The sequence below is a fragment of the Nocardia sp. NPDC055165 genome, assembly GCF_053606985.1.
The window spans coordinates 192,985-218,768 of the sequence record NZ_JBSGSS010000003.1 but is presented as its reverse complement, the minus strand read 5'-3'; the positions used below and the strand labels follow the sequence as shown (position 1 = coordinate 218,768).

Here is a 25,784-nt window from a genome sequence, read left to right as displayed (position 1 = left end):
GCCTACCCAGCGTCGGTCGCGCCTCCGCCGGTTTCCTCGTACACCCACCAGCGGAGGCCGTCGGGCTCACAGCGGGGCATCTGCGGCGACCCGCACGACCTCGGCGAGATGCGGATCCAGTTCGCCCGACTCGAAGCGAGTCGTGCCGATCACATGCCAGAACTGGCCCGCGACGTTGCCCTCGTATTTGTATCGCCCGTCGGGGGTCAACGCGGCCCATCCTTCGGGCAGTCCGAGCAACACCGCGCGAATCGAAGGCGCCGCCCCCTGATCCGCCGCACCGGACCACAACACGACGTTTCCGTCTTCGCTACCGCTGGCGAGTAGATCGCCCGACGCGTCGAACGCCAAGGTCGACACCCGGCGGCGATGACCTTCCAAGGTGTGCAGATGCCGACCGGTGTCCATGTCCCACAGCCGGATCACCAGGTCGTCTCCCGCGGTGGCGAGGATGCCCCGCTGGGCGTCGACGGCGGCCGACCAGAGTTTTCCGGTGTGCCGCGTCAATTCGTGCACCGGCTCGCCCGACGTGACGTCCCAGATCCGTGCCGTGCCGTCCCAGGAGACGCTGGCGACGCGGTTGCCGTGAAACGCCACCCCGTACACCCGGTCTCGGTGCCCGCGCAGGGTGTGCAAGCACCGCCCCGACTCCACGTCCCAGATCCGAACGACGGAGTCGTCGCAGCCCGAGGCCATCAGCGCCCCGTCCGCGCTGAAGGCCAGGGACCGAACCCTGCCTCGGTGCTCGCGGTAGATCCCGTACTGGGCACCGGTCGCACGGTTCCAGATCGTCACTGTGTCATCGTCGTTCGCCGTGGCGATCAGTTCACCGGAGGGGTTGAACGCGATCGCCCAGATCGGCGCATCCTCGATGCTGATGTGGCGCTCATAGGAGTCGGCGTCGAGGTTGAACAGGCTGAGTCTGCCGTCGTTGCCCACCATCGCGAGCTGCCCAGGTCGCACCGTGCTGAACAGCGCCGACTCGAAGGTCAGCAGGTGGTCGTCGCTGCCGGTCAGCGTGCGAACGAGACGTCCGGTGACGGGGTCCCACAGCCGGACGACGCCGTCGTTGCCCCGGGTGGACAGCATCGCCGAATCGGCGCTGAAGCCCACCGCTGTCGTTCGGCGGCCGTGCCCGGTGAGCAGGTATCGGCAGGCTCCGGTGACCGGATCCCAGAAACGCGTGGTGAATTGGTCGTCGGTTACCACGAACTGGGTGCCGTCGGGCCGGAAAGCGAACGGCCAGATGGATCCGGTGTGGGCGGTGAGACGATGCCGCAGCTGACCGGTCTCGGACGCACGCAGGCAGACGAGCCCCGCACTGTCCCCGGAGGCCAGCAGCTCTCCCGACGGGTTGTACGACACCCAATAGATCGCCGCGCTGTGTTCGGTCGGCGCGTGCAGCACTTCTCCGGTGTCGGTATTCCAGACGCGGAGCAGCCCGTCGGTGTCCCCGCTGGCCAGCACGTCCCGGGACGGGTGGAAGGCCAGCGTGTAGATGCGTCCGGTGTGACCGGTCAACCTGCCGGTGAGCGTGCAGGTGACGGGGTCCCAGAGCGTCAGTAGTCCGTCTACTCCACCCACCGCTATCCGGGTTCCCGACGAGTCGAAGGCGATGCGGTAGGCGGCGCCGCCCGCTGCCTGGAATTCCCCTGTTTGCCTGCCGGTTTCGATGTCCCACAGGCGCACCATGCCGTTGCCGTAGGCGGCGGCCAGCGTCCGACCGTGCAGGGCGATGCTGTAGATCAAGGTCATGCCGTGTTCGGGTGGCAGACACTCGTGACGCAGATCGCCGCTGGGCAACGACCACAGCCGCAGCACACCACGCGCGTCACCGGTGGCCAGCAGATCACCGCCGGGACCGAGCAGCACCGGCCACGGCCACTGTTCGTGCCCCCGCAGAATCCGGCGGAGTTCCCCACTGACGGCATCCCAGATGCCGACCGTTCCGTCGCCGGAGCCGGTGATCAGGACCTGGTCGGTGTACGCGACCGCGAAGGTGCGCGCGCGGTGGGTCTGCAGCATCCGCAGTGGCCGGCCGGTGTCGGCGTCACAGATCAGCACGCCCCCGTCGTCACTGCCGACCGCGACCGTACTTCCGTCCTGGCTGTACGCGACGGGCTGGGGCAGTCTGCCTCGACTGGCATGGAATCCGTGCCGAACGCCCAGTGCGGCAGGCGCGAATTCGGTCTGCACCGATCCGCCGGGTACTACGGCCGCGCCGCGCAGATCCGCCCCCGAGGCCTGCCCGATCACGTCCAGGAGTGCGGCGCGCTGCCAGCGGCTACCCCTGCCACGCGCGCCGGTCAGGTCGGTACGGATCAGGCGCGCCCTGGTGAGGTCCGCGTCGGTCAGATCAGCGCTGACGAGGCGTGCGTCGTCCAGCCGCGCCGCGACCAGCCGCGCACCGCGCAGCACCGCGTGGGTCAGATTCGCGCCGATCAACCGCGCACCACTGAGATCGGCGCCGCTGAGATCGACTCCTTGCAGGTCGCGGTAGGAGAGGTCCTCGCCGGCCAACATCGCGCCGCGCAGGTCCGAGCTCGGCGCCGTGCGCAGCCGGGTGGTGATCCGCAGCGCGTTGGTGCGTGAGTTCGGGTCGGCGTCGGAGTCGGCCAACACCGACTCCGCCCAGATACGCAGCGTGCGCGGGTCGGCGAGATCGCACAGGAAATCTATGATGAGCAGCGACAATTGGGCTTGCGCGAGGTGTGGTGCACTCACGCCCGCACCGAGTAGGCGGGCGAGGTGATCGGCCACCAGCCATTCGGTCACCGAGGAATGGATGAAACCGAACAGGTCGTCGTCGGTACGTACCAGCAGGCTGCCCGAACCGATGGCGTGCGCCGACTGCTGCACCGACATGCGATCGCGGACCGCGGTGTCGGTGAGTTCCCGTGCCACTTCCGACAATTCGGCCGCACGCAGATAGGGCCTGCCTGTCTCCCACACCCGCAGCGCGAAAGCCGTTACCGCCCTCCACAATTCGTCCAGTCCCAGTCCCGGCAGCGATCCGGCCACGGTAGCCGTGCGATCCACCTCGTAGCGAAGCCAGGAATCGAGGATCTCCCGATACAAGGCGGCCGGGCCGATGGCATTGGTTGTTCCCGCGGCCGCGCGCAACCGGCGCTCCTCGAGATCGGCGATGAAGCTGAGCATGCGCGGGTTCTGTGCCAGCCCGAGCAGGTCCTGGATGCCCCTGATCAACTGCATTCTGGCGTCGGCGCGCCGCGTGTCACCCCCGTAGCGATTGGTGAGGAAGGTATGGATCTGTGGCGGCGCGAACTCCTCGATGCTGATGATGCGCCGGTCGTCGAGCAGACCGACCCGCTCGCCCAACGCTGTCAACACCTGGGCCCTGGACTCGAAGTGCTGAGTCCGGCTGGCCACGATGATCTTCGCCTTGCCGACGGCGGCCTGCAGGAGGGTCTCGAGATGGTCGGCGGCGAACTCGTAGCTGATCCTGGTCACCAGTTCGTCGAAGCCGTCGAACAACAGCACCACCCGGCCTTCGCGCAGCATGTAGCGCAATGCCTTCAGATCGATCCGGTCTTCGCCGTGATTGGCCAGATGGGCGGCCACCAGTCCGTCGACCGAGTGGGTCTTGTCGAGCGCCCGCAGGTCGATCAGGATCGGAATCAGCGCGGGCGTCGACTCGCTGATCCGGCGGGCGAGCTCGCGCAGCGCGAACGTCTTGCCACGCCCGAAGTCACCGAGCAGCAGTACGAACCAGCCGTGATCGGCGGTCACCACGCCCATGAGTTCGGCGATCAGATCGTCGCGAATCGCGGTTTCGTTCTCCTCCAGCAGCCGAAACCGTTGTGGTACATACAATTCGGGTGGGTAGCGCCGGTCGGTGCGCAGGTCGAGCACCTGACGGGCGAGGTAGTCGGTCAGATCGAGCATGCCCTGGAATTCCAAGAAGCTGCGGATGCGCAACCCTTGACCCGCTGCCTCCTCCCGCAGCGAACGGGCCGGAACCGCGCCACGATAGACGAGCTCGGATCCGAATTCCGGGTCGTGCGCGAGGAAATCCTCGACCACCTGTCTGGTCAGATCTCCCACGTGGGCGCCGATGCGCCACTGCGCCGCCATTCCGTCACGATGATGGGTGACGAACAGGTGTGGCGGGTCCGCCTCGACCCGCCTGATCCGCGCGCCGGGGTAGCGCGCCGCACAGACCTCGATGACGCGCTCCAGCAAACGCCCCTGCGGATCGACCACGGGCGCCGAGTCACCGGCCTGTTCATCGGAATCCGGATCTTCGGTCCCCGCGGATTCGATCATCTTCGTCTCGGCGGGCGCGGCCAGGGCCGCGGCCACATTCGACCAGGACACGGGGATGACCGTGCGTTCGACCTCTCGATCATGGTGCTGGGCGGGATAGCGCGACATGCCCTCGGCGGTCAGGTGGATGATCTCCGCGCTCCCCGGGGCCGCGGCGGGCAGCACCGGCAGCACGCCCCCCAGCAGATCGGCATGCACGCCACCGGGTCCCGGCCCGTGCAGCAACACATTCAACCGGTTGCCGAGCAGCCGGGAGACCGTCGTCGCGTCACGAAGGAGCGCTGGGTCGGTTCGCGCGGCCCCCGCACCCGGCATCGGATCGTGGCGCACCACACCCAGGCGTAACCATCCGCGTGCCTCGAATGCGCGTAGTTGCTCGGAGAACCACGCGACCTGGGTCTGCCCCACACTGCCGTAGTCGTCTTCCTGACGATGCGTCGCGGCGATCGTCGAATTCATTCCTGCGACGACAATCCGCAAGTCCGCGATGGGAAACAGGGTCCATGGTTGCCCGGCGTCGAACACCAGATGATCCAGGCCCTGGTACAACTCGCCGAACATGCGCTCGAACTGTTCGAGTTTCTCGAAATACGGCGGTTGCGGCAGCCGGTCGCGTGACTCGCAGCGCAGAAAGTAGCTCTCGCACGCCTTCTTCGACACGTCGTGATTGCCGGGTACGACGATCAGGCGATCAGGCTCGAGCCCCAGCAGAATGCGCAGGCCGGTGAGGAAGGCAAGCGCGTCGTCGACCTCGCGCGGGTGGCCCGATTCGGTGAGGTCACCGGAGACGACGATCACATCCGGTGACGGCACGCCCTGATCGGACAGGTGGATGACATCGGCCCAGATGCGTGATTGCAGCTCGCCGGGACCGTCCGGCTCGTCGCGCCCGAACAGACCGCGCCCGAACCGGGGGCCGGCGACATGCAGCACCGAGAGCCCGTTGCGCGCTTCGCGTGAACTGCCCGCGCCCGGAAAGCTCGGTGGCACAGCGGGAGTCCGCCGACGCTCCACGGCCTGTGCCGGGCCGAAACCATTCGGAACGGGCCGATCCCGCACCGCCGCACCGGAACCCGGCGGGAACTCCGGTCCGCGCGCCGGTTTGGCTCGACCGTCACGCATGTGACCGACGCGATCGAGCAGGGTGTTCCGCGCGGTCTCGGCGCTGGCGACATTCACCAGATCCAGATAGGTGCGCGTGGCGAGCAGACCCTCCAGCGCGCAATCGGCGACCCGCACCGGCAGCAACTTGTGCTCGTCGGTGCGAATTGCCGCCTGCCACTCCATTGTTCCGTAATGGGAGGTCAGGTAGCTGTCGGACAGGATGGCGATCACGATGGCCGAATCGCGCACACCACGGTCCATGAAGTCGATGAAGTTCGTCCCCGGCACGAAGTCCCACGCCTGGATCAGCGTGCGGAATCCGGCGGTCTCCAGTTGCCACGCCACCCAGGTGGCCCAGCGTTCGTCAGCCGGCGAATAGCTGATGAAGAAGAATTCACGTGCCCACCCCAGGTCCGTCACACCGTCGAGTATGCGCCCGAATGATCACCGCGGCAGACTCTTGGCGGGACGAGCACGCGTCCGGTAAGCCGCAATGCGATCATGGATCGGTGTCCGAAAAGGTCGACCCGCACCGCCGCGTCACGCCACCGCAGTGGTGGGCACGGCTACCACGACCACGGCTGTCGGTGCTGGATCGGATTCGCGTCGGCCTGCTGCTCGTCGGGTTGACCTTCGTCGCGACCGGACTGCTGCCCCGCGCCGAGGCGGCGGCGAACCTGCGTCGCGTCGGGCCGTTGCTGCTTTTTCTCGCCAGCGTGATCGTGCTGGCCGAACTCACCAGGGAAGCCAAGGTTTTCGATGTCATCGCGCATCGGATCGCGATCGTCGGACGCGGAAACTACCTCGCCCTGTTCGCACTGTGCGTGACGTTCGCCTCGGCGACGACGATTCTGCTGAACCTCGACACCACCGCCGTGCTGCTGACCCCGGTCATGCTCGCGCTCGCGGGACCGACACGCATCCCGCCGCTGCCGCTGGCGATCACCACGCTGTGGCTGGCCAACACCGCCAGCCTGCTGTTGCCCGTATCCAATCTGACGAATCTGCTGGCGGCGGATCGGATCGCCAAGAGCTCCACAGAATTCGCGGCGAGCATGTGGGCGCCCCAGCTCGCCTCGATCACGGTGACGATGCTGTTCCTGTGGCTGTGGTACTGGCGTCGTGATCGTCGCGACGCCGACCGCTACGTGCCGCCGGAGCCCATCCGCACCGAGGGAATGCGTGCGCGGACATTGCTTTACGCGACCGCCGGTGCGTGCTTGCTGTTCATCCTCGCGATTCCGGTGGTCGGTGATCAGATCGGTCTCGCCGCGGTGGTGGCCGCCACGATCGCGGTCGTCGCCTTCGCGATTCTGCGGCCCGCAGCGCTGCGCTGGTCGCTGATCCCGTTCCAGTTGCTGATCTTCGTCATCGGATTGTTCCTGGTGGTGCCGACATTGAGCCGATGGGGACTCAACGACATCATGCACGGCCTGATCGGCGTCGACGACGGTGTCGCCGGGGCGTTCCGCGCGGCGGCCGCGGGGGCGGGCCTGTCCAACGTGGCCAACAATCTGCCTGCCTACACCGCCGGGGAATCCGTGATCCCGGTGGAGAACGGGACACAGCTGCTCGCGCTGCTCATCGGCACGAACGTCGGGCCGGTCGTCACGCCGTGGGCATCGCTGGCGACGCTGATCGGACTGGAGTTCTGTCGCACCCACGAGGTGCGCGTTCCGATGCTCCGGTTCGTCTGCACCGGATTCGCACTGGCCGTGGTCGCGACGGCCGCCGCGGTCACCGCGCTGCTGCTCATCGCCTGACTTCTCGACTTCCCGACCCGCCGACCCGGTCGCGCGGCCTATCCTGGAATCACCGAACTGGGAGGGGGCGGGATGTCGCGACTGCTGAACTGGTTGCGTACCAACGTCGATGGCGCGCTGGCGCTGACCATCGCGGTGATCATCGGCGCGATCGCCGTGATGGATCCACTGTCGAATCAGATCGAGCTCGAACCGGCGGTCATCGACGGCGCAGTACTGCTCGTGCTCGCTCTGCTCGCGACCACCCTGCTGCGTGACCGACGGATCGCCACCAAAGCGGTCCGCGACGCGACCGCGGTCCATCTGCTCTACGGACCCGAGATCGGCCACGCGCACACCCTCGCCCGCCGCGACACCGAGCAGTGGATCTTCAAGGGCGGCACCGGAACCTACATTCGAGCCGTCACCCTGCGCGCGTGCGTAGAGAACGCGCGCCGTGAACAACGCCCCCTGCGCATGCAGATCGAGATCCTCGATCCGTCGAACGAGGCGCTGTGCAAGACCTACGCGCAGTTCCGGTCCTCGCTCACCCCGGAAGCCGACCGCACCGGCGAGCAGTGGACCACTGAGCGCACTCGCAAGGAGGCCTACGCGACGGTGCTCGCGGCGTGCTGGTACCGCCAACGGTTCACCTTCCTCACCATCGACGTCGGGTTGTCCGCGGTGATGACGACCTTCCGTTGGGACCTCTCGTCGAGTTGCGTCATCGTCACGCAGGACAACCCGAACACCCCGGCGCTCATGTTCGAACGCGACCGGCCCTACTACCGTGACTTCAGCCGCGAACTGGTCGCCAGTTTCAAACAGACCCGCCAGGTTCCGTTGTATCGGTGCGAGGACCTGCCGTTGGCGGACGAACCCTCCGTCGACCAGACCAGGCGACTCTTCGACGCGCTGGGATTGGGTCTGCCGACCTCGTTCACCGACCGCGACGTCGCCGACATCGTGCGCCGTGCGCTCCAGCCGAGAAACCCGTACTGATGCCCGCCTACACCCGGCTCCGTTCGCTGCTCACCGCTGCGGGCGCGACCGCCGAGGTGCGTGCCTGGGTGCACGATTATCTGGCCGACGTGGCAGCAGGCGTGGTCGAGGTCGTCGCGGTCCGGCATCCGTTGGGGTTCACCTGTTTTCCGGTGTGGCGACAGGAGGGCCGCGGCATCTGCCTGCATGTATGGAGTACCGACCGGCCCGCCGCGCCGACGACATCGATGGTGCACGCCCATAGCTGGAATCTGGTCAGTCATGTCCTGTACGGCACGGTCGTCAACGAGATCATCGATGTCTCGGCCGATTCGGACGCGGGCACACATCGGGTTTTCGAGGTTCGTAGCGACACCGACGGCGATACCGTCCACGCCACCCGCCGCTCGGTCCGATACCGCAGCCGATCGCGCGAGGTGTTCCGCGACGGCGACGTGTACACGTTGCCGCACAGCGAGTTCCACGTCACCGACGTGTTGAGCGCCGCCGCCACCATCGTGTTGGGCGAACACATCCCCGGCGAGCTCGACCTGTCGCTGGGCGATCCCGGCACCACCGATCATCGTGTCGAACGCACACCGCACAGTTCCCAGCGAACGCGGGAACTGGCCGAAGCCGTCCTGGCGCGCCTGTGAACGGATTGCCCCGCGAATGGCCTGGAGGAACGGTGCGACACAGCGAATTCATAGATCTCACACTCGAACGCGACGTCATCGAGCGCGCCGCCGCGACCGCACGTGACACCGCGATCCGCGCCGGGCAGCTCATCCACTCACGTCTGACTCAGCCGCTCGGTATCCGGGTCAAGGACGCGGGCGGCGACCTGGTCAGCGATCTGGACCTCGGCGCCGAGGAGATCATTCTTCGCGATCTGCGCCGAGCGTTCCCCCACCACCGCGTCATCGCCGAAGAATCCGGCGAACTCCGCGGCGAGCCGGAATGGTGCTGGTTCGTCGACCCGCTCGACGGCACCAACAATCTCGCAGTCGGTCTGCCGGTGTTCAGCATCGGTATCGCGTTGTGCCACTTCGGGACCCCGGTTCTGGGTGTCGTGCACGAACCGATGACCGGCAACACCTGGTCGGCCATTCGGGGACGAGGCGCCGCAGGGCCGCACGGTGCGCTGCGACGCCAGGTGCCGCCGCGACCGCCCGGCGATCCAGTCCTGGCGTGGTTGCAGGGGTATCCGGTCGGCCGTACCGACACCACCGCCATCGCCCTTCGACTCGCGCTGGAAACCCATTCCCGACGTCTCATCCAGCTGTGGTCACCCCTGCTGTGCTGGATCATGCTGAGCCGTGGGCTGATACACGGATTCGTCGGCTACCGCGCCGGGTTGATCGACTTCCCCGCAGGTAGCGTGATCGCTCGTGAATGCGGCATCGAGATCACCGACTTCGACCGAACTCCGCTGCCCGAATCCATCGATGATCCGTCGAGCGAAGTGAGCTTCCTCGCCGGTGGGCCTGTCGCTGTCGACGAGCTGGCACAGCTCGTGAAGTCCGTCGTGCGCAAACCGGAGCCTCCCGCTAGCCTGTAGCGCATCGCACCGGACGAATGACCGGCGATGTCGGCGAAAAGGGGTGGCCGCCATGAGTTTTCCCGCACGCATCGTCGCTGCTGCGGTGTGGATCAAGAGCAATTTCGAAAGCGCGATCGCCATTGTTCTTGCTGTCACACTGAGCGTGCTCGGGCTGGTCGACCCCACCAGGCAAGAGCTGCTGACCAAGGTCATCCCACTCACTCTCGGGGTGATCGCCTTCGCCGTTCTGCGTGACCGATGGCGACAGGAGGCGATGAACGCACAGGTACGACAGTCCCTCGCCGATATCGCGCACACGCTGGACGAGCTGAACGACCGGCGCGACCGGGCCTCGGCGATCGACGAACTGCTCACCAGCACCCAGCGCACGCTCGACAGCTTGTCGGCCGTCCGATTCGCCAAGGGCGACGAGGTATCGGACGTGCTCGCCGAGGCACGGACCGAAACCGATCGCTGGATCTTCAAAGGCGGTACCGGGGCTCACACCCGCGTTGTCACGCTGCCCGATTGCTTGCACCGGGCTCATCGCAATCGCCGAGAGCTGCTGGTCCGCCTGGAAATTCTCGATCCGACCGATCGCGACCTCTGTTCGCGTTACGCCGCGCTCTACCGCTCGCTGGCCGAAGGCGCCGACGACGACGCGCGCACCTGGACGGCCAAGGGCACTCAGATCGAGGTGTACGCCACCATCGCCGCGGCATGCTGGCACAAACAACGACTGCCGCAGCTCCTCGACATCCAGATCGGCCTGACGTCGTCGGTGTCGCTGTTCCGGTGGGACCTGTCCACCCGCTTTCTGATCGTCACCCAGCGCGGACCGCGGTTCCCCGCCATGATCATCGAGCGCGACCGCCCCTACTACGACTCCTGGAACATCGAACTCAGGACCAGCTTCGCCGAATCCCGGCCGGTCGCGATCGACCGCGCGACGTCCGTACGGCTCGACGACGAGCCGACTGTCGAACAGGTACGCGACCTGTTCGACACCCTGGGCATGGGCCTGCCCGGCGATTTCGACGATGCCGACGTCACCGACATCATCACGAAAGCACTCCAGGACCACGATCGAGCGGTCCGGGGCGCCGGCGACACGGCAGCGTAGGGCTCGCCCCGCGGTATGGGTGCGAGACGACAGCCGCGATGCGAGTTCGATTGCGCCGGTGGCAAGCTGGCGGGGTGGAGCAGCCGAACATCCCGCAGGGACAACAGACCGGGCAGCCGGCGCGACCGAGTGATCAGTGGCGACCGCCCCGCGGTCGTCGCACACGGCCGGGCTATCGGGAGCAACAGGCGCGCACTGCGCGCTTGTTCGGCGGCAAACGTAAGTGGGTTCTGCTCGGGCTGGTCGCGCTCGTGCCGATCAGCGCGGTCGGGTTGATGGCCTGGGGTCTGCTCTCGCCGCGATCGGACACGGAGCGAACCGGCGATTGCGGGTACTACACCGATCCGACGCGCGGTGGCTGGGACTTTCATCGACGGGCATGCGCCGACCCCGACGCGGCGTTGATCATCACCAGCGCGTGGAGTACGCAGAAATGCGCGACCGGTGACATGGACTTCTCGCGGAGTCGCCGGAAGTACACCAGCAGCCCCATGAAGTACCTGTGCACTCACCTCAACGCGAAAGTCGGTGAGTGTGTCAACGACCCGGGCAACGTCAAGCTCCATCTCGACCGTCTACGCAAGGTCCCCTGTGGCACAGGGGCATTCGAGGTCGATACTCGCGTCGAAGCCGAGGACCGGAACGTCTGCGACGCGACGCGGAATCGGTTTCGCGAGACGAAAGCGGTGATCCACACCTCACCGGCGGTCTCGTTCTGCCTGCACAAGATCTGACCGGGCCGCGTACGACAACAGCCGCACGTTCACTCGGAACGTGCGGCTGCGGGAACGGGATTCACGCCGAAACGGTGATTTCCCATTCGTGGATCGTCAGATCCGAGGCGCCGGTGGTGTGCAGCGGGTCGGAGTGGGCGATTGTTGTTGCGGCGGTGAGGCTTTCGGCCAGGATGACATAGGCGCCGCCGGTGCCGTCGGTGAAGCCACCGCTTTCCTGGAGTCGGCCCTCAGCGAGCAGGTCCCGCAGGAAGGTGCGGTGCGGTTCGATCACCGAGGCGTCGAACGCCGGGGTGCGTTCGGCCATCACAAGGTACTTGCGCGCCACGCCTCAGGACTCCGACTCGCCACGCGCGGCCTTCGTGGCGGCCGTTGCGGCCGCGGCGGCGCGGACCTGCGGCGCCACCTGCACGACCTGGCCGAGCACGCCGTTCACGAACGACGGGGAGTCGTCGGTGGACAGTTCCTTGGCCAGCTCGACAGCCTCGTCGACCGCGACGACCGGGGGCACGTCGGTGGCGTGGAACAGCTCCCACACCGCGATCCGCAGAATGGCCCGGTCGACCGCGGGCAGCCGCTGCAGAGTCCAGTCCTGGAGGTAGCCCTCGATGGTGCCGTCGACCCGGTCGAGATCGTCGGCGACGCCCTCGACGAGGGTGGTGGTGTAGGCGTGCACGGGAGCCACGCTCTGGTCGCGGGTCGCCAGCTCAGCGCGATCCGAGAGCAGCACGGAGACGTCGACATCGCGCGCCTCCGCTTCGAACAGCAGGTCCACGGCCCGGCGGCGCGCCTTGTGGCGCGCGCCGAGCTTCTTGAACGAGCCCTTCTTGTCTGCCGGGGAGTCGGTCACGATCAGCCGTTGACGCGGCCGAGGTAGCTGCCGTCGCGCGAGTCGATTTTCAGCTTGTCACCGGTGTTGATGAACAGCGGAACGGCCACCTCGGCGCCGGTTTCCAGGGTGGCGGGCTTGGTGCCGCCGGTGGAGCGGTCGCCCTGCAGGCCGATGTCGGTGTGCTGCACGACCAGCTCGATGGTGACGGGGAGCTCCACGAACAGCGGCGCGTCCTCGTGCACGGCGACCTGCACGCCCATGTTCTCCAGCAGGAAGCGGGCACCGTCACCGATGGTGGCCTCCGGGATGGAGATCTGGTCGTAGGTGTCACCGTCCATGAAGATGTAGTCGGTGCCGTCGTGGTACAGGTAGGTCATGTCGCGACGGTCGACGGTCGCGGTCTCGACCTTGACACCCGCGTTGAAGGTCTTGTCGACGACCTTGCCGGACACGACGTTCTTCAGCTTGGTCCGCACGAACGCGGGGCCTTTGCCCGGCTTCACGTGCTGGAATTCGATGATCTGCTGAAGCTGACCGTCGATCTTCAGCACAAGGCCGTTCTTGAAGTCGCTGGTGTCCGCCACTGTCCTCGGATCTCCTCGTTCGTATTACTGCGTACTGGGGGTTACTGCGTTCTGCGCGCCGACGTCAGTCGACGACGATCAAGTCCTTGCTGGTGCGGGTGAGCAGTTCCGGGCCCGCTTCGCGTACCACGAGCGTGTCCTCGATCCGGACCCCGCCGCGGCCGGGAAGGTATACACCAGGTTCGACGGTCACCGCCACACCAGCCAGAAGTGTACCGGTACTCGTTTTCGCCACTCCGGGTGCTTCATGGATCTGCAGCCCGACGCCGTGACCGAGACCGTGCACGAACTGCGGGCCGTACCCCGCTTCTTCGATGATCATCCGGGCCGCCGCGTCGACCTCGCTGGTCTGCGCGCCGGGTTCGAGCGCCTCGGTGCCCGCGCGTTGCGAGCGGGCGACCAGTTCGTAGATCTCCCGCTGCCAATCGGCGGGGGTCCCCAGGACCAGGGTGCGGGTCATGTCGGAGTGGTAGCCGTTGACCACCGCGCCGAAATCGAACTTCACGAAGTCACCGGTGGCCAGGACGGCGCCGGTCGGCCGGTGGTGCGGGATGGCCGAATGGGCGCCCGCGGCGACGATCGTCTCGAACGAGATCGCATCGGCACCGTGCTCGAACATCGCCCATTCGAGGTCGCGGGCGACCTGTCTCTCGGTGCGGCCCGGACGCAGCAGGCCCCGCTCGAGCAGGGTGGCCAGCGCCTTGTCGGCGGCCGTGCACGCCGCGCCGAGCTGGTCGACCTCGTAGGGATCCTTGACCATGCGCAGCTGTTCGACCAGACCCGAGGTGGGGACGAGTTGCAGCCCGGTGCGCAGCTCCTGGAACGCGGTGTGCTGATCGACGGTCACCACGTGGCTCTCGAAGCCGACGCGACCGAGCTGCCATTCCCCGGTCAGCTCGAGAACGCGGCGCGCGGTGGCCCGGCAGATCTCGGCCTGCAGATCGGGGACCTGTTCGGCGACCTGAGCGGAGTACCGGCCGTCGGTACCGATGACGGTGCGGTCCTCGGCTCCGCGCATATCCCACGAATGCACCAGCACAACGGCATTGGATCCGGTGAAGCCGGTCAGGTAGCGGATGTTGACCAGATCGGTCACCAGCAACGCGTCGACACCGTTTTCCACCAGCAGGCTCCGCAGGGCACCGCGCCGGGCCGCGTAATCGGGAGCCGTGTAGTCAGCACACATGGGTCAACGCTACCGCCCGACGGGCGACACGTCGGCACGCGATACCCAGGATTTCGTGTCGGTGGGCGAGGTGGATACGGCGTTGTCCACATGCGCGGACGTTATCCACATTCTCGGGTACGGCCCACTTTCGGCGGTCGCGGCCCAGCACGATCGATCCCATGACCACTGCCGCGTTCTGTTGCCTCATCGCCTGGTGCCTGCTGCTGGGCGTCATCGACATCCATGCCCGTCGCCTTCCCAACGCGCTGACCGGCGTGGGTGCGGCCGCGGTGTTCCTGTTCGCGTTCTCGACAGGGGAATTGGAGACCGCGGTGATCGGGGCCGCGCTGTTGACGATGCCGTATCTGATCGCCCACCTGCTCTCCCCGGCCGCGCTCGGCGCGGGTGATGTGAAGCTCGCGGTGTCGCTCGGAGCTGCCACGGCGATCGCCGGTCCGCCGGCCTGGGTGTGGGCCGCGGTGGCCGCCCCGCTGCTCACCGCCGCGGCCGCGGCCGTGCTGCTCGGCGGTGATCGGCTGCGTGCGGTGGTGGGCCGTGGTTCGCGGCAGGTGCGCGCGGTACCGGCACGGCGGCTGGTGCCACACGGCCCCGCGATGTGCCTGGCCACCGTCACCGCGATGGCACTGGCATGACCGGCAGCGCGACGCGCCGAGACGAACCCTGTGATGGGGTGTTGCCTGCGGTCCGGAGCAGGCCGGTTCGGCCGGATCAGGGCGGCGGCCGCCACCGCGCGGCCCGCCTCGGCGCCTACGTGCCGCTCGTCACGTCGGCCCGCATTCCCGACTACACGTGTCGACATGGGAAGATAGTCGGCGTGTTGCGCTGGATAACTGCCGGAGAATCCCATGGTCCCGCTCTCGTCGCCCTCCTGGAAGGGATGGTCGCCGGAGTCGAGGTGACATCGGACGATGTCTCCGCACAGCTCGCCCGCCGCCGGCTCGGTTACGGGCGCGGCGCCCGGATGAAGTTCGAGGCCGACAAGGTCACCCTGGTCGGTGGCGTACGCCACGGCCGCACCATGGGTGGCCCGGTCGCCATCGAGATCGCCAACTCCGAGTGGCCCAAGTGGACCGAAGTGATGTCGGCCGATCCGATCGACGAGACCGAGCTCGCGGGAATGGCGCGTAACGCGCCGCTCACCCGCCCGCGCCCCGGTCACGCCGATTACTCCGGGATGCTCAAGTACGGCTTCGACGATGCCCGTCCGGTGCTCGAACGGGCCAGCGCCCGGGAGACCGCGGCCCGGGTCGCAGCAGGCACACTCGCGCGCAACTTCCTGCGTCAGGCCTTCGGTGTCGAGGTCATCTCGCATGTGGTGTCGATCGGCGCCGCCGCCAACACCACCGGCGTCACACCGGGCCCGGCCGATCTCGACGCGGTCGACGCCAGCCCCGTGCGGGCGTTCGACGCCGACGCCGAGGCGGCCATGATCGCGGAGATCGAAGCGGCCAAGAAGGACGGCGACACCCTCGGCGGCGTCGTCGAGGTGATCGTGGACGGCCTGCCCATCGGGCTCGGTTCGTTCGTCAGCGGTGAGCAGCGTCTGGATTCGCGCCTGGCCGCCGCCCTCATGGGCATCCAGGCGATCAAGGGTGTCGAGGTGGGCGACGGGTTCGAGACCGCGCGACGACGCGGCAGCCAGGCCCACGACGAGATGCGTCCCGGCCCCGACGGCGTCCTGCGCTCGACCAACCGCGCGGGCGGCCTCGAAGGCGGCATGACCAACGGCGAAGCACTGCGGGTGCGCGCCGCGATGAAGCCGATCTCGACTGTGCCGCGTGCGCTGTCGACGGTCGACATGTCCAGCGGTGAGGAAGCCGTCGCCATCCACCAGCGCTCGGACGTGTGCGCGGTGCCCGCGGCGGCCGTGGTCGCGGAGTCGATGGTGGCGCTGGTGCTGGCGCAGGCCGCGCTGGAGAAGTTCGGCGGCGACTCGCTGGCCGAGACCGTCGACAACATCACCAGTTACGTCAAGCGGATCGGTAGCCGCCCACACGTGCCCGCGGACAGCCGTATCCCGTGACCGCGCAGGGGCAGGAGGGGACCGCGCCGGAGAGCGACGCGGGCCCCTCACCGGCGATCGTCGAGCCCGGAGCTCCTGACACCGGCGGTGACGACCGGACAGCGCCTGCGGCACGCGTGGTGCTGGTCGGGTTGCCCGGCTCGGGGAAGTCGACCATCGGGCGCAAGCTGGCCAGGGAACTCGGGGTGGAGCTCTACGACACCGACGCGGGGATCGAGGCCGATACCGGCCGCACGATTCCCGACATCTTCGCCACCGACGGTGAGACGGAGTTCCGCCGGATCGAGGAACAGGTGGTGCGCCGCGCTGTGCTCGAGCACGACGGCGTGGTTTCCCTCGGCGGCGGTTCGGTGCTGTCCGAACGAACCAGGGACCTGCTGCGGGACGCTCTCGTCGTCTACCTGGAAATCAGTGTGTCCGAAGGGGTTCGGCGTACCGGCGCCAGCAGTACCCGTCCACTGCTCAACGGAGTCGACCCCGCTGCCAAGTATCGGGATCTGATGCGCGAGCGTCGCCCGCTCTACCGCGAGATCGCCTCCGTGCGTGTGCGGACCGACGGGCGGAGTCCGGGTCGGGTGGTGCGAATGATCCTGGCCAAGCTCGGTCTCGAATCGGTGCGTACCGATCTGCAATCTCCACGTGTGAACGCCGGAAACACCTCGCCCGCTTCGGGTTCGGTCACCGGCAGGCCCGGAACGGGAAGCAATCGGTCCAAGAACAGGCGACGCGCCAGGGCCCGCGCCGCCGCCGCACGCCGAAGTGGTGCCGACCAGACGGGCGTGGCGGCCATCGAACGCCGCGACGCCCCGGATGATCGGAACCGTTCGGGGGCAACACAATCCGCGACCGATCGGGCGGCAGTCGACGACACCACCGGCGCCACTCGCACAGCGGGTGCGGCGCAGAGTGAGTCACGCACGACCGCCGGTCGACGGTCCCGGCGTAGCAGGTCGCGCCGAGGCGGTGCGCGGATCCGGCCGGCAACCACCGTGGCCACCCGGGAAACCGGCGGCTCGGTGGCCGAGAGTCCGGAGAACCGCGCGAGCTCGAAATCAGAGGGCCGCGCGGGTACAGCCGAAAACCAGCCGGGCAACCGCGCTGCCGGCGCCGGGGGCCGGACGGGTAATCGCAGCACGCCGGGTAGTCGAGTAGGCGGCCGCAGCCCGGTCACGGGAGGCCAGGCGACCGGTCGCAATGCCGGTCGCGGCAGGCGGACGGCGAGCCGTCAGGCAGGCGCCCCAGGGCGGGCCGGGCAGCGCGGTGGCGAGCCTGCCGGACCGTCGGGTTCGACTACCCCGGAGTCTTCGGTGGAAAGCCGGACCGGGGCACCACAACAGGTGCAGCGGGCCGGACCATCCGGTGACGCGGAGCGTGGGACCGGCGCCAACGAACGCCGACGACGCGGGCAACCGCGGCGACGCGGCGGACGACGCAATAACAATGACCAGAAAGAATCGGAGCAGCGCACGTGACAGAGCCGAACATCATCCAGGTTCGCACCGCCGACCCGTACCCCGTGATCATCGGCCGCGGACTGCTCGGCGATCTCGTCGAAGCGGTCAACGCGGGCAACGCCGTGCGGACCGTGGCGATCTTCCATCAGCCGCCGCTGGCCGAAACCGCCGAGGCGGTGCGTAAAGCACTGGCCGACACCGGGATCGACGCGCATCGCATCGAGATCCCCGACGCCGAGGACGGCAAGGAACTGGCCGTGGCCGGGTTCTGCTGGGAGGTGCTCGGCCGGATCGGCCTGACCCGCAACGACGCCATCGTGAGTCTCGGTGGCGGCGCCGCGACCGACCTGGCCGGCTTCGTCGCCGCCACCTGGATGCGCGGGGTGCGCATCGTGCACGTGCCGACCACGCTGCTGGCGATGGTCGACGCCGCGGTCGGCGGCAAGACCGGCATCAACACCGAGGCGGGCAAGAACCTCGTGGGCAGCTTCCACGAGCCCAGCGCCGTGCTGGTCGACCTGGCGACCCTGGAAACGGTGCCGCGCAACGAGATCGTGGCGGGCATGGCCGAGATCATCAAGGCCGGTTTCATCGCCGACCCGGTGATCCTCGACCTCATCGAGGCCGATCCCGAGGCTGCCCTCGACCCCACCGGCGATGTGCTGCCCGAACTGATCCGGCGCGCCATCCAGGTCAAGGCCGACGTGGTCGCCGCCGACCTCAAGGAATCGAGCCTGCGCGAGATCCTGAACTACGGCCACACCCTCGGCCACGCCGTGGAGCGCCGCGAGCGCTATCGCTGGCGTCACGGCGCCGCGGTGTCCGTCGGCTTGGTCTTCGCCGCCGAACTCGGCCGACTGGCCGGCCGTCTCGACGACGCCACCGCCGATCGGCACCGCACCATCCTGGAAAGCGTCGGCCTGCCCGTCTCCTACGACGGCGATGCGCTCCCCCACCTGATGGACGCGATGCAAACCGACAAGAAGACCCGATCCGGTGTGCTGCGTTTCGTGATCCTGGACGGTCTGGCCAAGCCCGGCCGCCTCGAGGGCCCTGATCCGTCGCTGCTGGCCGCCGCCTACTCGGCCATCGCCCGCGACACCACCCCGGGCACGTCACCGATCATGCTCTGAGATCCACACTCTGGCACCTGTTCGCGCCCCGGCACCGTGGTGGGGCGCGAACAGGTTCGAAGGGTCGACTCGCGGCCGGTGCCGTTCCCGAGAGAACGACTCCGCTCAGTTCGCGGTGGCGAATTCGGGTTCCGCGGCGCCGGTGGCGGATTCGCTCGAACGGCGCGACCGCGAGTAGCCGAAGGCGACACCCGCCAGCGCGGGCAGGAAGATCAGCAGCAGGATGAACGATGCCGCGGACGTCAGTTCGTAGAGGATCCCGGCGTCGCCGAGTTCGATTCCGGGCACCTGATCGAGGACCCAGCACACGGCCGAGCTGGCCAGCCCCGCGCCGAACCCGGCAGCCAACCAGCGGACGGTGAGGCCGTCGGCGCCCGTGCGGCCGTCGCGCACGCCCCAGGCGACTACCACGGCGACGATGGCGAGCAGGCAGGCCGCGCGCCAGAAGGTGCCGTAGGTCGGCCAGGAGGCCATGACGAGGCCGAGCAGAACACGCAGGGCGACGACCAGCGCGCCGAGGACGGTGGCTCGTAACACCCAAGCGGTCATGAAGAACACCTTAGCGGGCAAAAACTAGAACCGGTGTCAATTCGACAGATCGGTCGGTGACGTCGAGGATTCGGCACCGCACTCGGCGGCAGCCACCGGAGCCGTCGCCTACTGCTACGGAAGGGACGCTTCCAGCGCAGCGGCCATCGCCGCACGCGGCGCAGGTCGACCGGTGAACAGTTCGACCTGTCCGTAGGCCTGATTCAGCAACATCTGCAGGCCGCTGACCACCGTGTGCCCGGCGGCCTCGACCGCCGTTGCGAGGGGGGTCGGCCACGGGTTGTAGATCGCATCGAGCACGACCGGTGCCACGGCTACCGCCGACGCGATCACCGCGGCCGCCTCGGCGGGCACCGTGCTCACCACCGCCGCGGCCGACGCGCACGCCGCGCGCACCTGCTCCCTGTCGAGCGGCACGACCGCGGCCCGCAGGCCGAGACGGTCCGCCAATTCCAGTGCGCTGCGTGCCCGTCCGGCATCACGGGCGATCACCGTGACCTTTTTCGCCCCGAGTTCGGTCAGGGCAAGCAACGCGGGCCTGGCCGTTCCGCCGGCACCGAGCACGACAGCCTCGTCGATCGCCGAGACGCCACCACCGCGCAACGCACCGAGTACGCCGTCGACATCGGTGCAGTCCGCCGACCACCCGGCATCGACGCGCACGAGGGTATTGGCCGAGCCGACCAGCACCGCGCGCTCGGTGCGCTCGGCAGCCACCGCCAGCGCCGCTTCCTTGCCCGGCATCGTCACCGACAGCCCGACCCACTCCGGGCCCAGCTCACCGACGAGCCCGGGCAGCCGCGCGGCATCGCATTCGATCCGCTCGTAACTCCAGTCGAGGCCCAGCGCGCGGTAGGCGGCCAGGTGCAGCTGAGGCGAGCGCGAATGCGCGATCGGCTGACCGAGGACAGCGGCCTTGCGACCCATCTCAGCGCCCACTGTCGAGAATGCCGCTCTGCTCGGCCTTCACGATATTGCGCAGGTGCTCGGAGTAGCTCTCGGTGAACAGGGTGGTGCCCTTCTTGTCGATCGTGACGAAGTACAGCCACTTCCCCGGCTCCGGATTCTCCATCGCCTGCAGGGCTTTGAGCGAGGGCGCGGAGATCGGATTGGCGGGCAGACCCGACATCGCGTACGTGTTCCACGGCGTGACGGTGTTGCGGTCGGAGTCGGTGGTGGCGACCTCGGTCTCCTCCAGCGAATAGTTCACCGTCGAGTCGAACTGCAACGGCTGGTCGATCCGCAGCCGGTTGACGATGACCCGCGCGACCTTCGGCATGTCCGGTGCCAGCGCTTCGCGTTCGACCAACGAGGCCGCGATCAACGTCTGGTAGGGGTTGAGCTGGGTTTCGGCGCCCGAACGCAACAATCCGGTGGACTCGTAGAGCGCCGCGCTCGCGGTGATCAGCTGACGCAGGATCTGTACCGCCCCGCCGCTGGGATCGAAATCCAGGGTGCCCGCGGAGATCAGCCCGTCGAGCTGCCTGCGCCGGTCCGGAGCGGCCGCGACCGACGCCTTGGCCCAGTCGGGCACGCCGAGAGCGGCCAGGTCGGCACTGGCGCCCGCGGCATCGAGTTGCTCGTAGGTGACGCACTTGGCGGCGGAGCCGGCGCCGAGGCAGCTGGCGGCGGCGATCTTGGTGTAGATGCCTTCCGTGGGGGCGCCGGTGTGGACGTCGCGCCGGTTGTGCAGCTGACGCCCCTCCGAGATCACGACGTTGCCGACGCGCGAGTCCTTCGACACCAGCGAGGTCACCGCGTGCGCGGCGGGACTGTTCTTCTGCACCGCGTAGTACCCGGGCTGCACGCTGTTCATGTTCGAATTGCGCACGGCCGCTTCGTAGAACGCTTCCGAACTGGCGACGACACCCTTTTCCTTCATGGTGTCGGCGATCTGGGTGGCGGTGTCACCGGAGTGCACCTGGACCACCACGAGTTCGCCGGGCGGGCCCGCGAAATCCTCGGCGGGCGCGAGACTGCCCATCAGTTTGTACCCGGCGAAACCGGCCGCGGAGACGACCAGCACTACGAACACCGCCGCGATCACCCACATATTGCGGCGGCGCTTCTTGCGCTCAGCCGCCTTCCGCGAGGCGATCCGTGATTTGGCGCGTCCCGACGGCTTGTTCCGGCCGGGCGGCTTGTTCCGGCCGGACCCCGCGCGAGGACGGCCACGCTCGGCCGTCGCGGCGCGCTGCCCGACGCGACGCGGCGGAACGACCGGCTCCGGCTCGGGTTCCGGTTCGAGGACGTCTTCCAGGACCTGGTCGTCGTAGACCTCGTCCTCATAGCGCGGGATGACGTCGGTGCCGTCCTCGTCCCACTCGCCGCGATCCGGCGCCGCGTCCTCACGCACCGTGCGGGCATCGAGCCCCCAGTCGTCGCGGCGGGGGTAGCGCCGATCAGCTTCCCGAGCCCGGTAGCGTTCCTCGGCCCTGGTCCATCGGTCGGTCATGCATCGTCTCCGACCCTCGCCGTATCTGCTGCGTCCTTCAACACCGAACTCCGCTCGTCCAACCATCCTTGCAGAATCGACACGGCTGCCGCCTGATCGATCATCTGCCGCTGGCCACGTGCGCGAACTCCACTGTCGCGCAGCGCACGTGCAGCAGACACCGTAGTCAAACGTTCGTCGGAAAGGCGTATCGGAATCGGGTCGATCACCCGGCGCAACTGCTTGGCAAACTTACGCGCGATGGCGGCCGCGGTGCCGTTTTCGCCGCGCAGCGTGCGTGGCAGACCGATGATCACCTCGACCGCTTCGTATTCCCGCACAATGTCGGCAATTCTTGCGATATCGACGGGTGGGCCCGCGCGCCCACCGGATTTGGCGCGCGCGACGGTCTCGACGGGGGTGGCGAGGATACCGTCGGGGTCGCTCGAGGCGACTCCGATGCGCACGCTACCGACGTCGATCGCGATCCGGCGGCCCCGACCCGGGTCGGTCTCCGGGTCGGGGCGGTCGGCCGATTCCTCGCTGGACGAACCAGGGGTGGTCATCAGCCGGCGAGTTCGGCCACCCGGGCGCGGACCGCGGTCAAACCGGCCGGGATGCCCGACGGATCCGAGCCCGCGCCCTGCGCCATCTCCGGCTTGCCGCCACCACGCCCGGCGATACTCGGTCCGAAGGCCGCGACCAGATCGCCGGACTTGAAGCCGAGATCCTGGGCGGCCTTGTTCACGGTCACCACGAACGGTGCCTTGCCCTCGACGTTGCCGAGCAGCACGACCACGGCGGCCTCACTGCCGAGACGGCCACGGATATCGGTGGCCAGCGTCCGCAGGTCACCGGCCGACACACCCTCGGGCGCCGCGGCGGCCACCAGACGCACCGCACCGACCCGCTCGGCCTGCTCGGCGAAGGTGCCCGCCGACGACAGCACCGCGGCGATCTTGGTGCGCTCCAGTTCCTTCTCGGCCACCTTGAGCCGCTCCACGAGCTGCTCCACGCGCCCCGGCACCTCGTCGGAGGGCACCTTCAGCGACGACGCGACACCGGCCAGCAGCGCCCGCTCCTTGGCCAGGTACTTGTAGGAGTCGAGGCCGACGAAGGCCTCGACGCGGCGCACACCGGAACCGACCGAGGCCTCACCCAGCAGGGTGATCGGGCCGATCTGCGAGGAGTGCTCCACGTGGGTGCCGCCGCACAGCTCCATCGAGAACGGGCCGCCGATCTCCACGACGCGCACCTCGTCGCCGTAGTTCTCGCCGAACAGCGCCATCGCGCCCATCTTCTTGGCGTTAGGCAGATCGGTGACGAAGGTGTTCACCGGGAAGTTCGCGCCGACAGCGTCATTGGAGACGGCCTCGATATCGGCCTTCTGCTGCTCCGACAGCGCACCCTGCCAGTTGAAGTCGAACCGCAGGTAACCCGGCTTGTTCAGCGAACCCGCCTGCACGGCGTTGGGGCCGAGGATCTGGCGCAGCGCGGCGTGCACCATGTGCGTGCCGGAGTGGCCCTGGGTGGCGCCGCGACGCCAGGCCGGATCCGCTTGCGCGAGCACGACATCGCCCTCGGTGAGCTGGCCCGACTCGACGGTGGCCTTGTGTACCCAGACCTTCTTGGCGATCTTCTGCACGTCGTTGACCTGCAGCTTCACACCCGAGGCCGTGATGGTGCCGCGGTCGGCGATCTGACCGCCGGACTCGGCGTACATCGGGCTGCGATCGAGGATGACCTCGATGTCGCGGCCTGCCGTGACCACCGGGACGCGCACGCCGTCGGCGATCAGGGCCAGCACAGTGGCCTCGGAGGTCAGCTCGTCGAAACCGGTGAATTCGGTGGCGCCACGGTCGACCAGTTCCTTGTAGACGGTGAGGTCGGCGTGGGCGTGCTTGCGAGCCTGGGCGTCGTCCTTGGCCCGCTTGCGCTGCTCGGCCATGAGCGAGCGGAAACCGTCCTCGTCGACGGAAAGGCCCGCCTCGGCGGCCATTTCGAGGGTGAGGTCGATCGGGAAGCCGTAGGTGTCGTGCAGGGCGAACGCGTCGGAGCCGGTGATCTGCTTGCCGCCCTTGGACTTCACCGCGGTGGCGGCGTTGTCGAACAGGGTCTCGCCGGTGTTGAGGGTCTTGAGGAACGCCATCTCCTCACCGACCGACACGGTCTCGATGCGCGAGAAGTCGGTGGCCAGCTCGGGGTAGGACGGCGCCATCAGGTCGGTGACGACCTTGATCAGCTCGGCCATCACCGGCTTCTCGGCGCCGAGCAGGCGCGCCGAACGCACGATGCGGCGCAGCAGGCGGCGCAGCACATACCCGCGGCCGTCGTTGCCGGGGTTCACGCCGTCGGCGATGAGCATCGCGGCGGTGCGGGCGTGGTCGGCGATCACGCGGAAGCGCACGTCGTCGGTGTGCTCGACGCCGTAGGAGCGGCCGGTGAGTTCCTCGGCCTTGTCGATGATCGGGCGCATCAGGTCGGTCTCGTAGACGTTGTCCACGCCCTGCAGCAGGAACGCGACCCGCTCGACGCCCATGCCGGTGTCGATGTTCTGCTTGGGCAGCGGGCCGAGGATCTCGAAGTTGTCCTTGGAGATGCCCGCGCCGCGCTCGTTCTGCATGAACACGAGATTCCAGATCTCGATGTAGCGGTCCTCGTCGGCCTCCGGGCCGCCCTCGACGCCGTACTCGGGGCCGCGGTCGTAGTAGATCTCCGAACACGGGCCACACGGGCCGGGGATGCCCATCGACCAGTAGTTGTCGGCCATGCCGCGGCGCTGGATGCGGTCGGCGGGCACGCCCATCTCGAGCCACATCCGCTCGGCCTCGTCGTCGTCGAGGTAGACGGTGACCCACAGGCGCTCGGGATCGAAGCCGTAGCCGCCGTCCTCCACGCTGTCGGTGAGCAGCGTCCAGGCCAGCGTGATGGCCTCACGCTTGAAGTAGTCGCCGAAGCTGAAGTTGCCCGCCATCTGGAAGAACGTGTTGTGGCGGGTGGTGATGCCGACGTTCTCGATGTCGAGGGTGCGCACGCACTTCTGCACGCTGGTCGCGGTGGCGTACGGCGGGGTCTGCTGACCGAGGAAATACGGAACGAACTGGACCATGCCTGCGTTGACGAACAACAGGTTGGGGTCGGCCAGGATCAGCGAAGCACTGGGGACCTCGGTGTGTCCGGCACGGACGAAATGGTCCAGGAACCGTCGTCGAATCTCGTGGGTCTGCACAAATACCCAGCCTACCGGGCCGGTGCGGGTGCTTTTTCATCGACCGGGGTGGTCCGCGCCACGCCGGTGGCACAGTGGATCGACGACAATCGCGTCGTGACGAAAACCGAGCGGCTCTACGCACTCGCCGAGGAACTGCGGGCCTACAGCCCGCGACCGCGGACCGCCCGGCAGCTCGCGGCCCGCTTCGAGGTGTCGACCCGCACGATCGAACGCGATCTGGCCGCATTGGCCCAGGCCGGGGTGCCGATCATGACCGTGCCGGGGCGCTCGGGCGGGTACGCGCTCGATCGGCATCGAACGCTCGCTCCGGTGAGTCTGACGACGGCCGAGGCCACCGCCCTCGCGGTGGCGTTGCCACGGTTGGCCGGTACGCCGTTCGCCGCGGCGGCGGCTTCGGCGGTACACAAGATCGTGGCGGTCCTGCCCGAACAGGACCGAGTGCGCGCTACCGCGCTGGTGGAGCGGATCCGGTTCCTGCCGGTAGATCCGGCGAGAGCGGTCTCGCCCGCGATTCTCGACGCGGTGATCCGGCGGCGAGTGCTGCGCTTGGACTACGCCGACCGCGAGGGCGTGACCACCTCACGGGAAGTGGAACCGCTGGCGTTCCTGGCGGGCGAGGAGTGGTTTCTGTACGCCTGGTGCCGGATGCGGGCGGGGCTGCGGGGATTTCGGCTCGATCGGGTGCTGGCCGCCGACGTCCTGGACGAGGCGGCTCCCGAACGCGAGGTGGACCTGTCGGCGATCCCGACGGGCTTCGGCACGCTCATCGATGTGACGGCGATCACCGACACACCGTTGTCGCGCAACGACTGAATTCTGGATGACGCAGGCCGCCGCACC

General features: G+C 68.1%; 20 protein-coding genes and 1 pseudogene. 11 read left to right on the top strand and 10 right to left on the bottom strand.

The annotated features are described in order from the left end of the window. Window positions 1-66 precede the first annotated feature (66 nt). Window positions 67-5,811, bottom strand: a complete 5,745-nt coding sequence (locus ACWFRF_RS07770; protein ID WP_452449249.1) for a WD40 domain-containing protein — start codon at window positions 5,809-5,811, stop codon at window positions 67-69. 89 nt (window positions 5,812-5,900) lie between these two features. On the opposite strand from ACWFRF_RS07770, the gene ACWFRF_RS07765 reads away from it, so the two are divergent. The 6 genes from ACWFRF_RS07765 (at window position 5,901) to ACWFRF_RS07740 (ending at window position 11,514) form a co-directional block, all read left to right on the top strand. Beyond that, window positions 5,901-7,154, top strand: coding sequence for an SLC13 family permease (locus tag ACWFRF_RS07765; RefSeq protein WP_452449248.1), 1,254 nt, complete (start codon window positions 5,901-5,903; stop codon window positions 7,152-7,154). 72 nt (window positions 7,155-7,226) lie between these two features. After that, a complete protein-coding gene (locus tag ACWFRF_RS07760) occupies window positions 7,227-8,135 on the top strand; it encodes a hypothetical protein (protein ID WP_378989031.1) in 909 nt (302 codons plus the stop codon). Continuing rightward, window positions 8,135-8,770, top strand: coding sequence for a hypothetical protein (locus ACWFRF_RS07755; protein WP_452449247.1), 636 nt, complete (start codon window positions 8,135-8,137; stop codon window positions 8,768-8,770). Before ACWFRF_RS07760 ends, ACWFRF_RS07755 begins: the two co-directional genes overlap by 1 nt. Before the next feature lie 32 nt (window positions 8,771-8,802). Further along, window positions 8,803-9,675, top strand: coding sequence for an inositol monophosphatase family protein (locus ACWFRF_RS07750; RefSeq protein ID WP_378989029.1), 873 nt, complete (start codon window positions 8,803-8,805; stop codon window positions 9,673-9,675). A 52-nt stretch (window positions 9,676-9,727) separates the two neighbouring features. Beyond that, window positions 9,728-10,780, top strand: a complete 1,053-nt coding sequence (locus ACWFRF_RS07745) for a hypothetical protein (RefSeq protein ID WP_452449246.1) — start codon at window positions 9,728-9,730, stop codon at window positions 10,778-10,780. Between the two features lie 74 nt (window positions 10,781-10,854). Then, window positions 10,855-11,514, top strand: coding sequence for a hypothetical protein (locus ACWFRF_RS07740; RefSeq protein ID WP_452449245.1), 660 nt, complete (start codon window positions 10,855-10,857; stop codon window positions 11,512-11,514). A 61-nt stretch (window positions 11,515-11,575) separates the two neighbouring features. On the opposite strand, the gene ACWFRF_RS07735 is transcribed toward ACWFRF_RS07740, so the two are convergent. The 4 genes from ACWFRF_RS07735 to ACWFRF_RS07720 form a co-directional block, all read right to left on the bottom strand. Then, complete coding sequence (locus tag ACWFRF_RS07735) at window positions 11,576-11,842, bottom strand: YciI family protein (protein ID WP_378989026.1); 267 nt, start codon at window positions 11,840-11,842, stop codon at window positions 11,576-11,578. A 3-nt stretch (window positions 11,843-11,845) separates the two neighbouring features. Further along, entirely contained in the window at window positions 11,846-12,364 is a 519-nt protein-coding gene (gene nusB, locus ACWFRF_RS07730) for a transcription antitermination factor NusB (RefSeq protein ID WP_378626982.1), read from the bottom strand. 2 nt (window positions 12,365-12,366) lie between these two features. Continuing rightward, window positions 12,367-12,930, bottom strand: coding sequence for an elongation factor P (efp, locus tag ACWFRF_RS07725; protein WP_067452307.1), 564 nt, complete (start codon window positions 12,928-12,930; stop codon window positions 12,367-12,369). Between the two features lie 64 nt (window positions 12,931-12,994). Next, a complete protein-coding gene (locus ACWFRF_RS07720) occupies window positions 12,995-14,116 on the bottom strand; it encodes a M24 family metallopeptidase (RefSeq protein WP_378989024.1) in 1,122 nt (373 codons plus the stop codon). Window positions 14,117-14,277: 161 nt separating this feature from the next. On the opposite strand from ACWFRF_RS07720, the gene ACWFRF_RS07715 reads away from it, so the two are divergent. The 4 genes and pseudogenes from ACWFRF_RS07715 (at window position 14,278) to aroB (ending at window position 18,729) form a co-directional block, all read left to right on the top strand. After that, on the top strand, window positions 14,278-14,751 hold the full coding sequence (locus tag ACWFRF_RS07715; protein WP_449966044.1) for a prepilin peptidase: 474 nt from the start codon (window positions 14,278-14,280) through the stop codon (window positions 14,749-14,751). Between the two features lie 182 nt (window positions 14,752-14,933). Next, a complete protein-coding gene (gene aroC, locus ACWFRF_RS07710) occupies window positions 14,934-16,142 on the top strand; it encodes a chorismate synthase (RefSeq protein ID WP_387444442.1) in 1,209 nt (402 codons plus the stop codon). Between the two features lie 56 nt (window positions 16,143-16,198). Then, a pseudogene (locus ACWFRF_RS07705) lies at window positions 16,199-16,744 on the top strand (shikimate kinase); the annotation flags it as partial. An 866-nt stretch (window positions 16,745-17,610) separates the two neighbouring features. Next, window positions 17,611-18,729 carry a 3-dehydroquinate synthase gene (aroB, locus tag ACWFRF_RS07700; RefSeq protein ID WP_101467074.1) on the top strand — a complete coding sequence of 373 codons (1,119 nt, stop codon included), beginning with the start codon at window positions 17,611-17,613 and terminating at the stop codon, window positions 18,727-18,729. A 105-nt stretch (window positions 18,730-18,834) separates the two neighbouring features. On the opposite strand, the gene ACWFRF_RS07695 is transcribed toward aroB, so the two are convergent. From ACWFRF_RS07695 to alaS, 5 genes are all read right to left on the bottom strand, one after another. Beyond that, complete coding sequence (locus ACWFRF_RS07695; protein ID WP_379315194.1) at window positions 18,835-19,278, bottom strand: B-4DMT family transporter; 444 nt, start codon at window positions 19,276-19,278, stop codon at window positions 18,835-18,837. Window positions 19,279-19,392: 114 nt separating this feature from the next. After that, window positions 19,393-20,205, bottom strand: a complete 813-nt coding sequence (locus ACWFRF_RS07690; protein ID WP_452449244.1) for a shikimate dehydrogenase — start codon at window positions 20,203-20,205, stop codon at window positions 19,393-19,395. A 1-nt stretch (window position 20,206) separates the two neighbouring features. Further along, entirely contained in the window at window positions 20,207-21,733 is a 1,527-nt protein-coding gene (locus ACWFRF_RS07685; protein ID WP_449966051.1) for an endolytic transglycosylase MltG, read from the bottom strand. Further along, window positions 21,730-22,278, bottom strand: a complete 549-nt coding sequence (gene ruvX, locus ACWFRF_RS07680; RefSeq protein ID WP_452449243.1) for a Holliday junction resolvase RuvX — start codon at window positions 22,276-22,278, stop codon at window positions 21,730-21,732. Before ruvX ends, ACWFRF_RS07685 begins: the two co-directional genes overlap by 4 nt. Then, window positions 22,278-24,941: an alanine--tRNA ligase gene (alaS, locus tag ACWFRF_RS07675; protein WP_452449242.1), complete on the bottom strand. Its 2,664-nt coding sequence runs from the start codon at window positions 24,939-24,941 to the stop codon at window positions 22,278-22,280. The genes ruvX and alaS overlap by 1 nt, the downstream gene beginning before the upstream one ends. Before the next feature lie 96 nt (window positions 24,942-25,037). On the opposite strand from alaS, the gene ACWFRF_RS07670 reads away from it, so the two are divergent. Then, window positions 25,038-25,757, top strand: coding sequence for a helix-turn-helix transcriptional regulator (locus ACWFRF_RS07670; RefSeq protein WP_452449241.1), 720 nt, complete (start codon window positions 25,038-25,040; stop codon window positions 25,755-25,757). The last annotated feature ends 27 nt before the right edge of the window (window positions 25,758-25,784 follow it).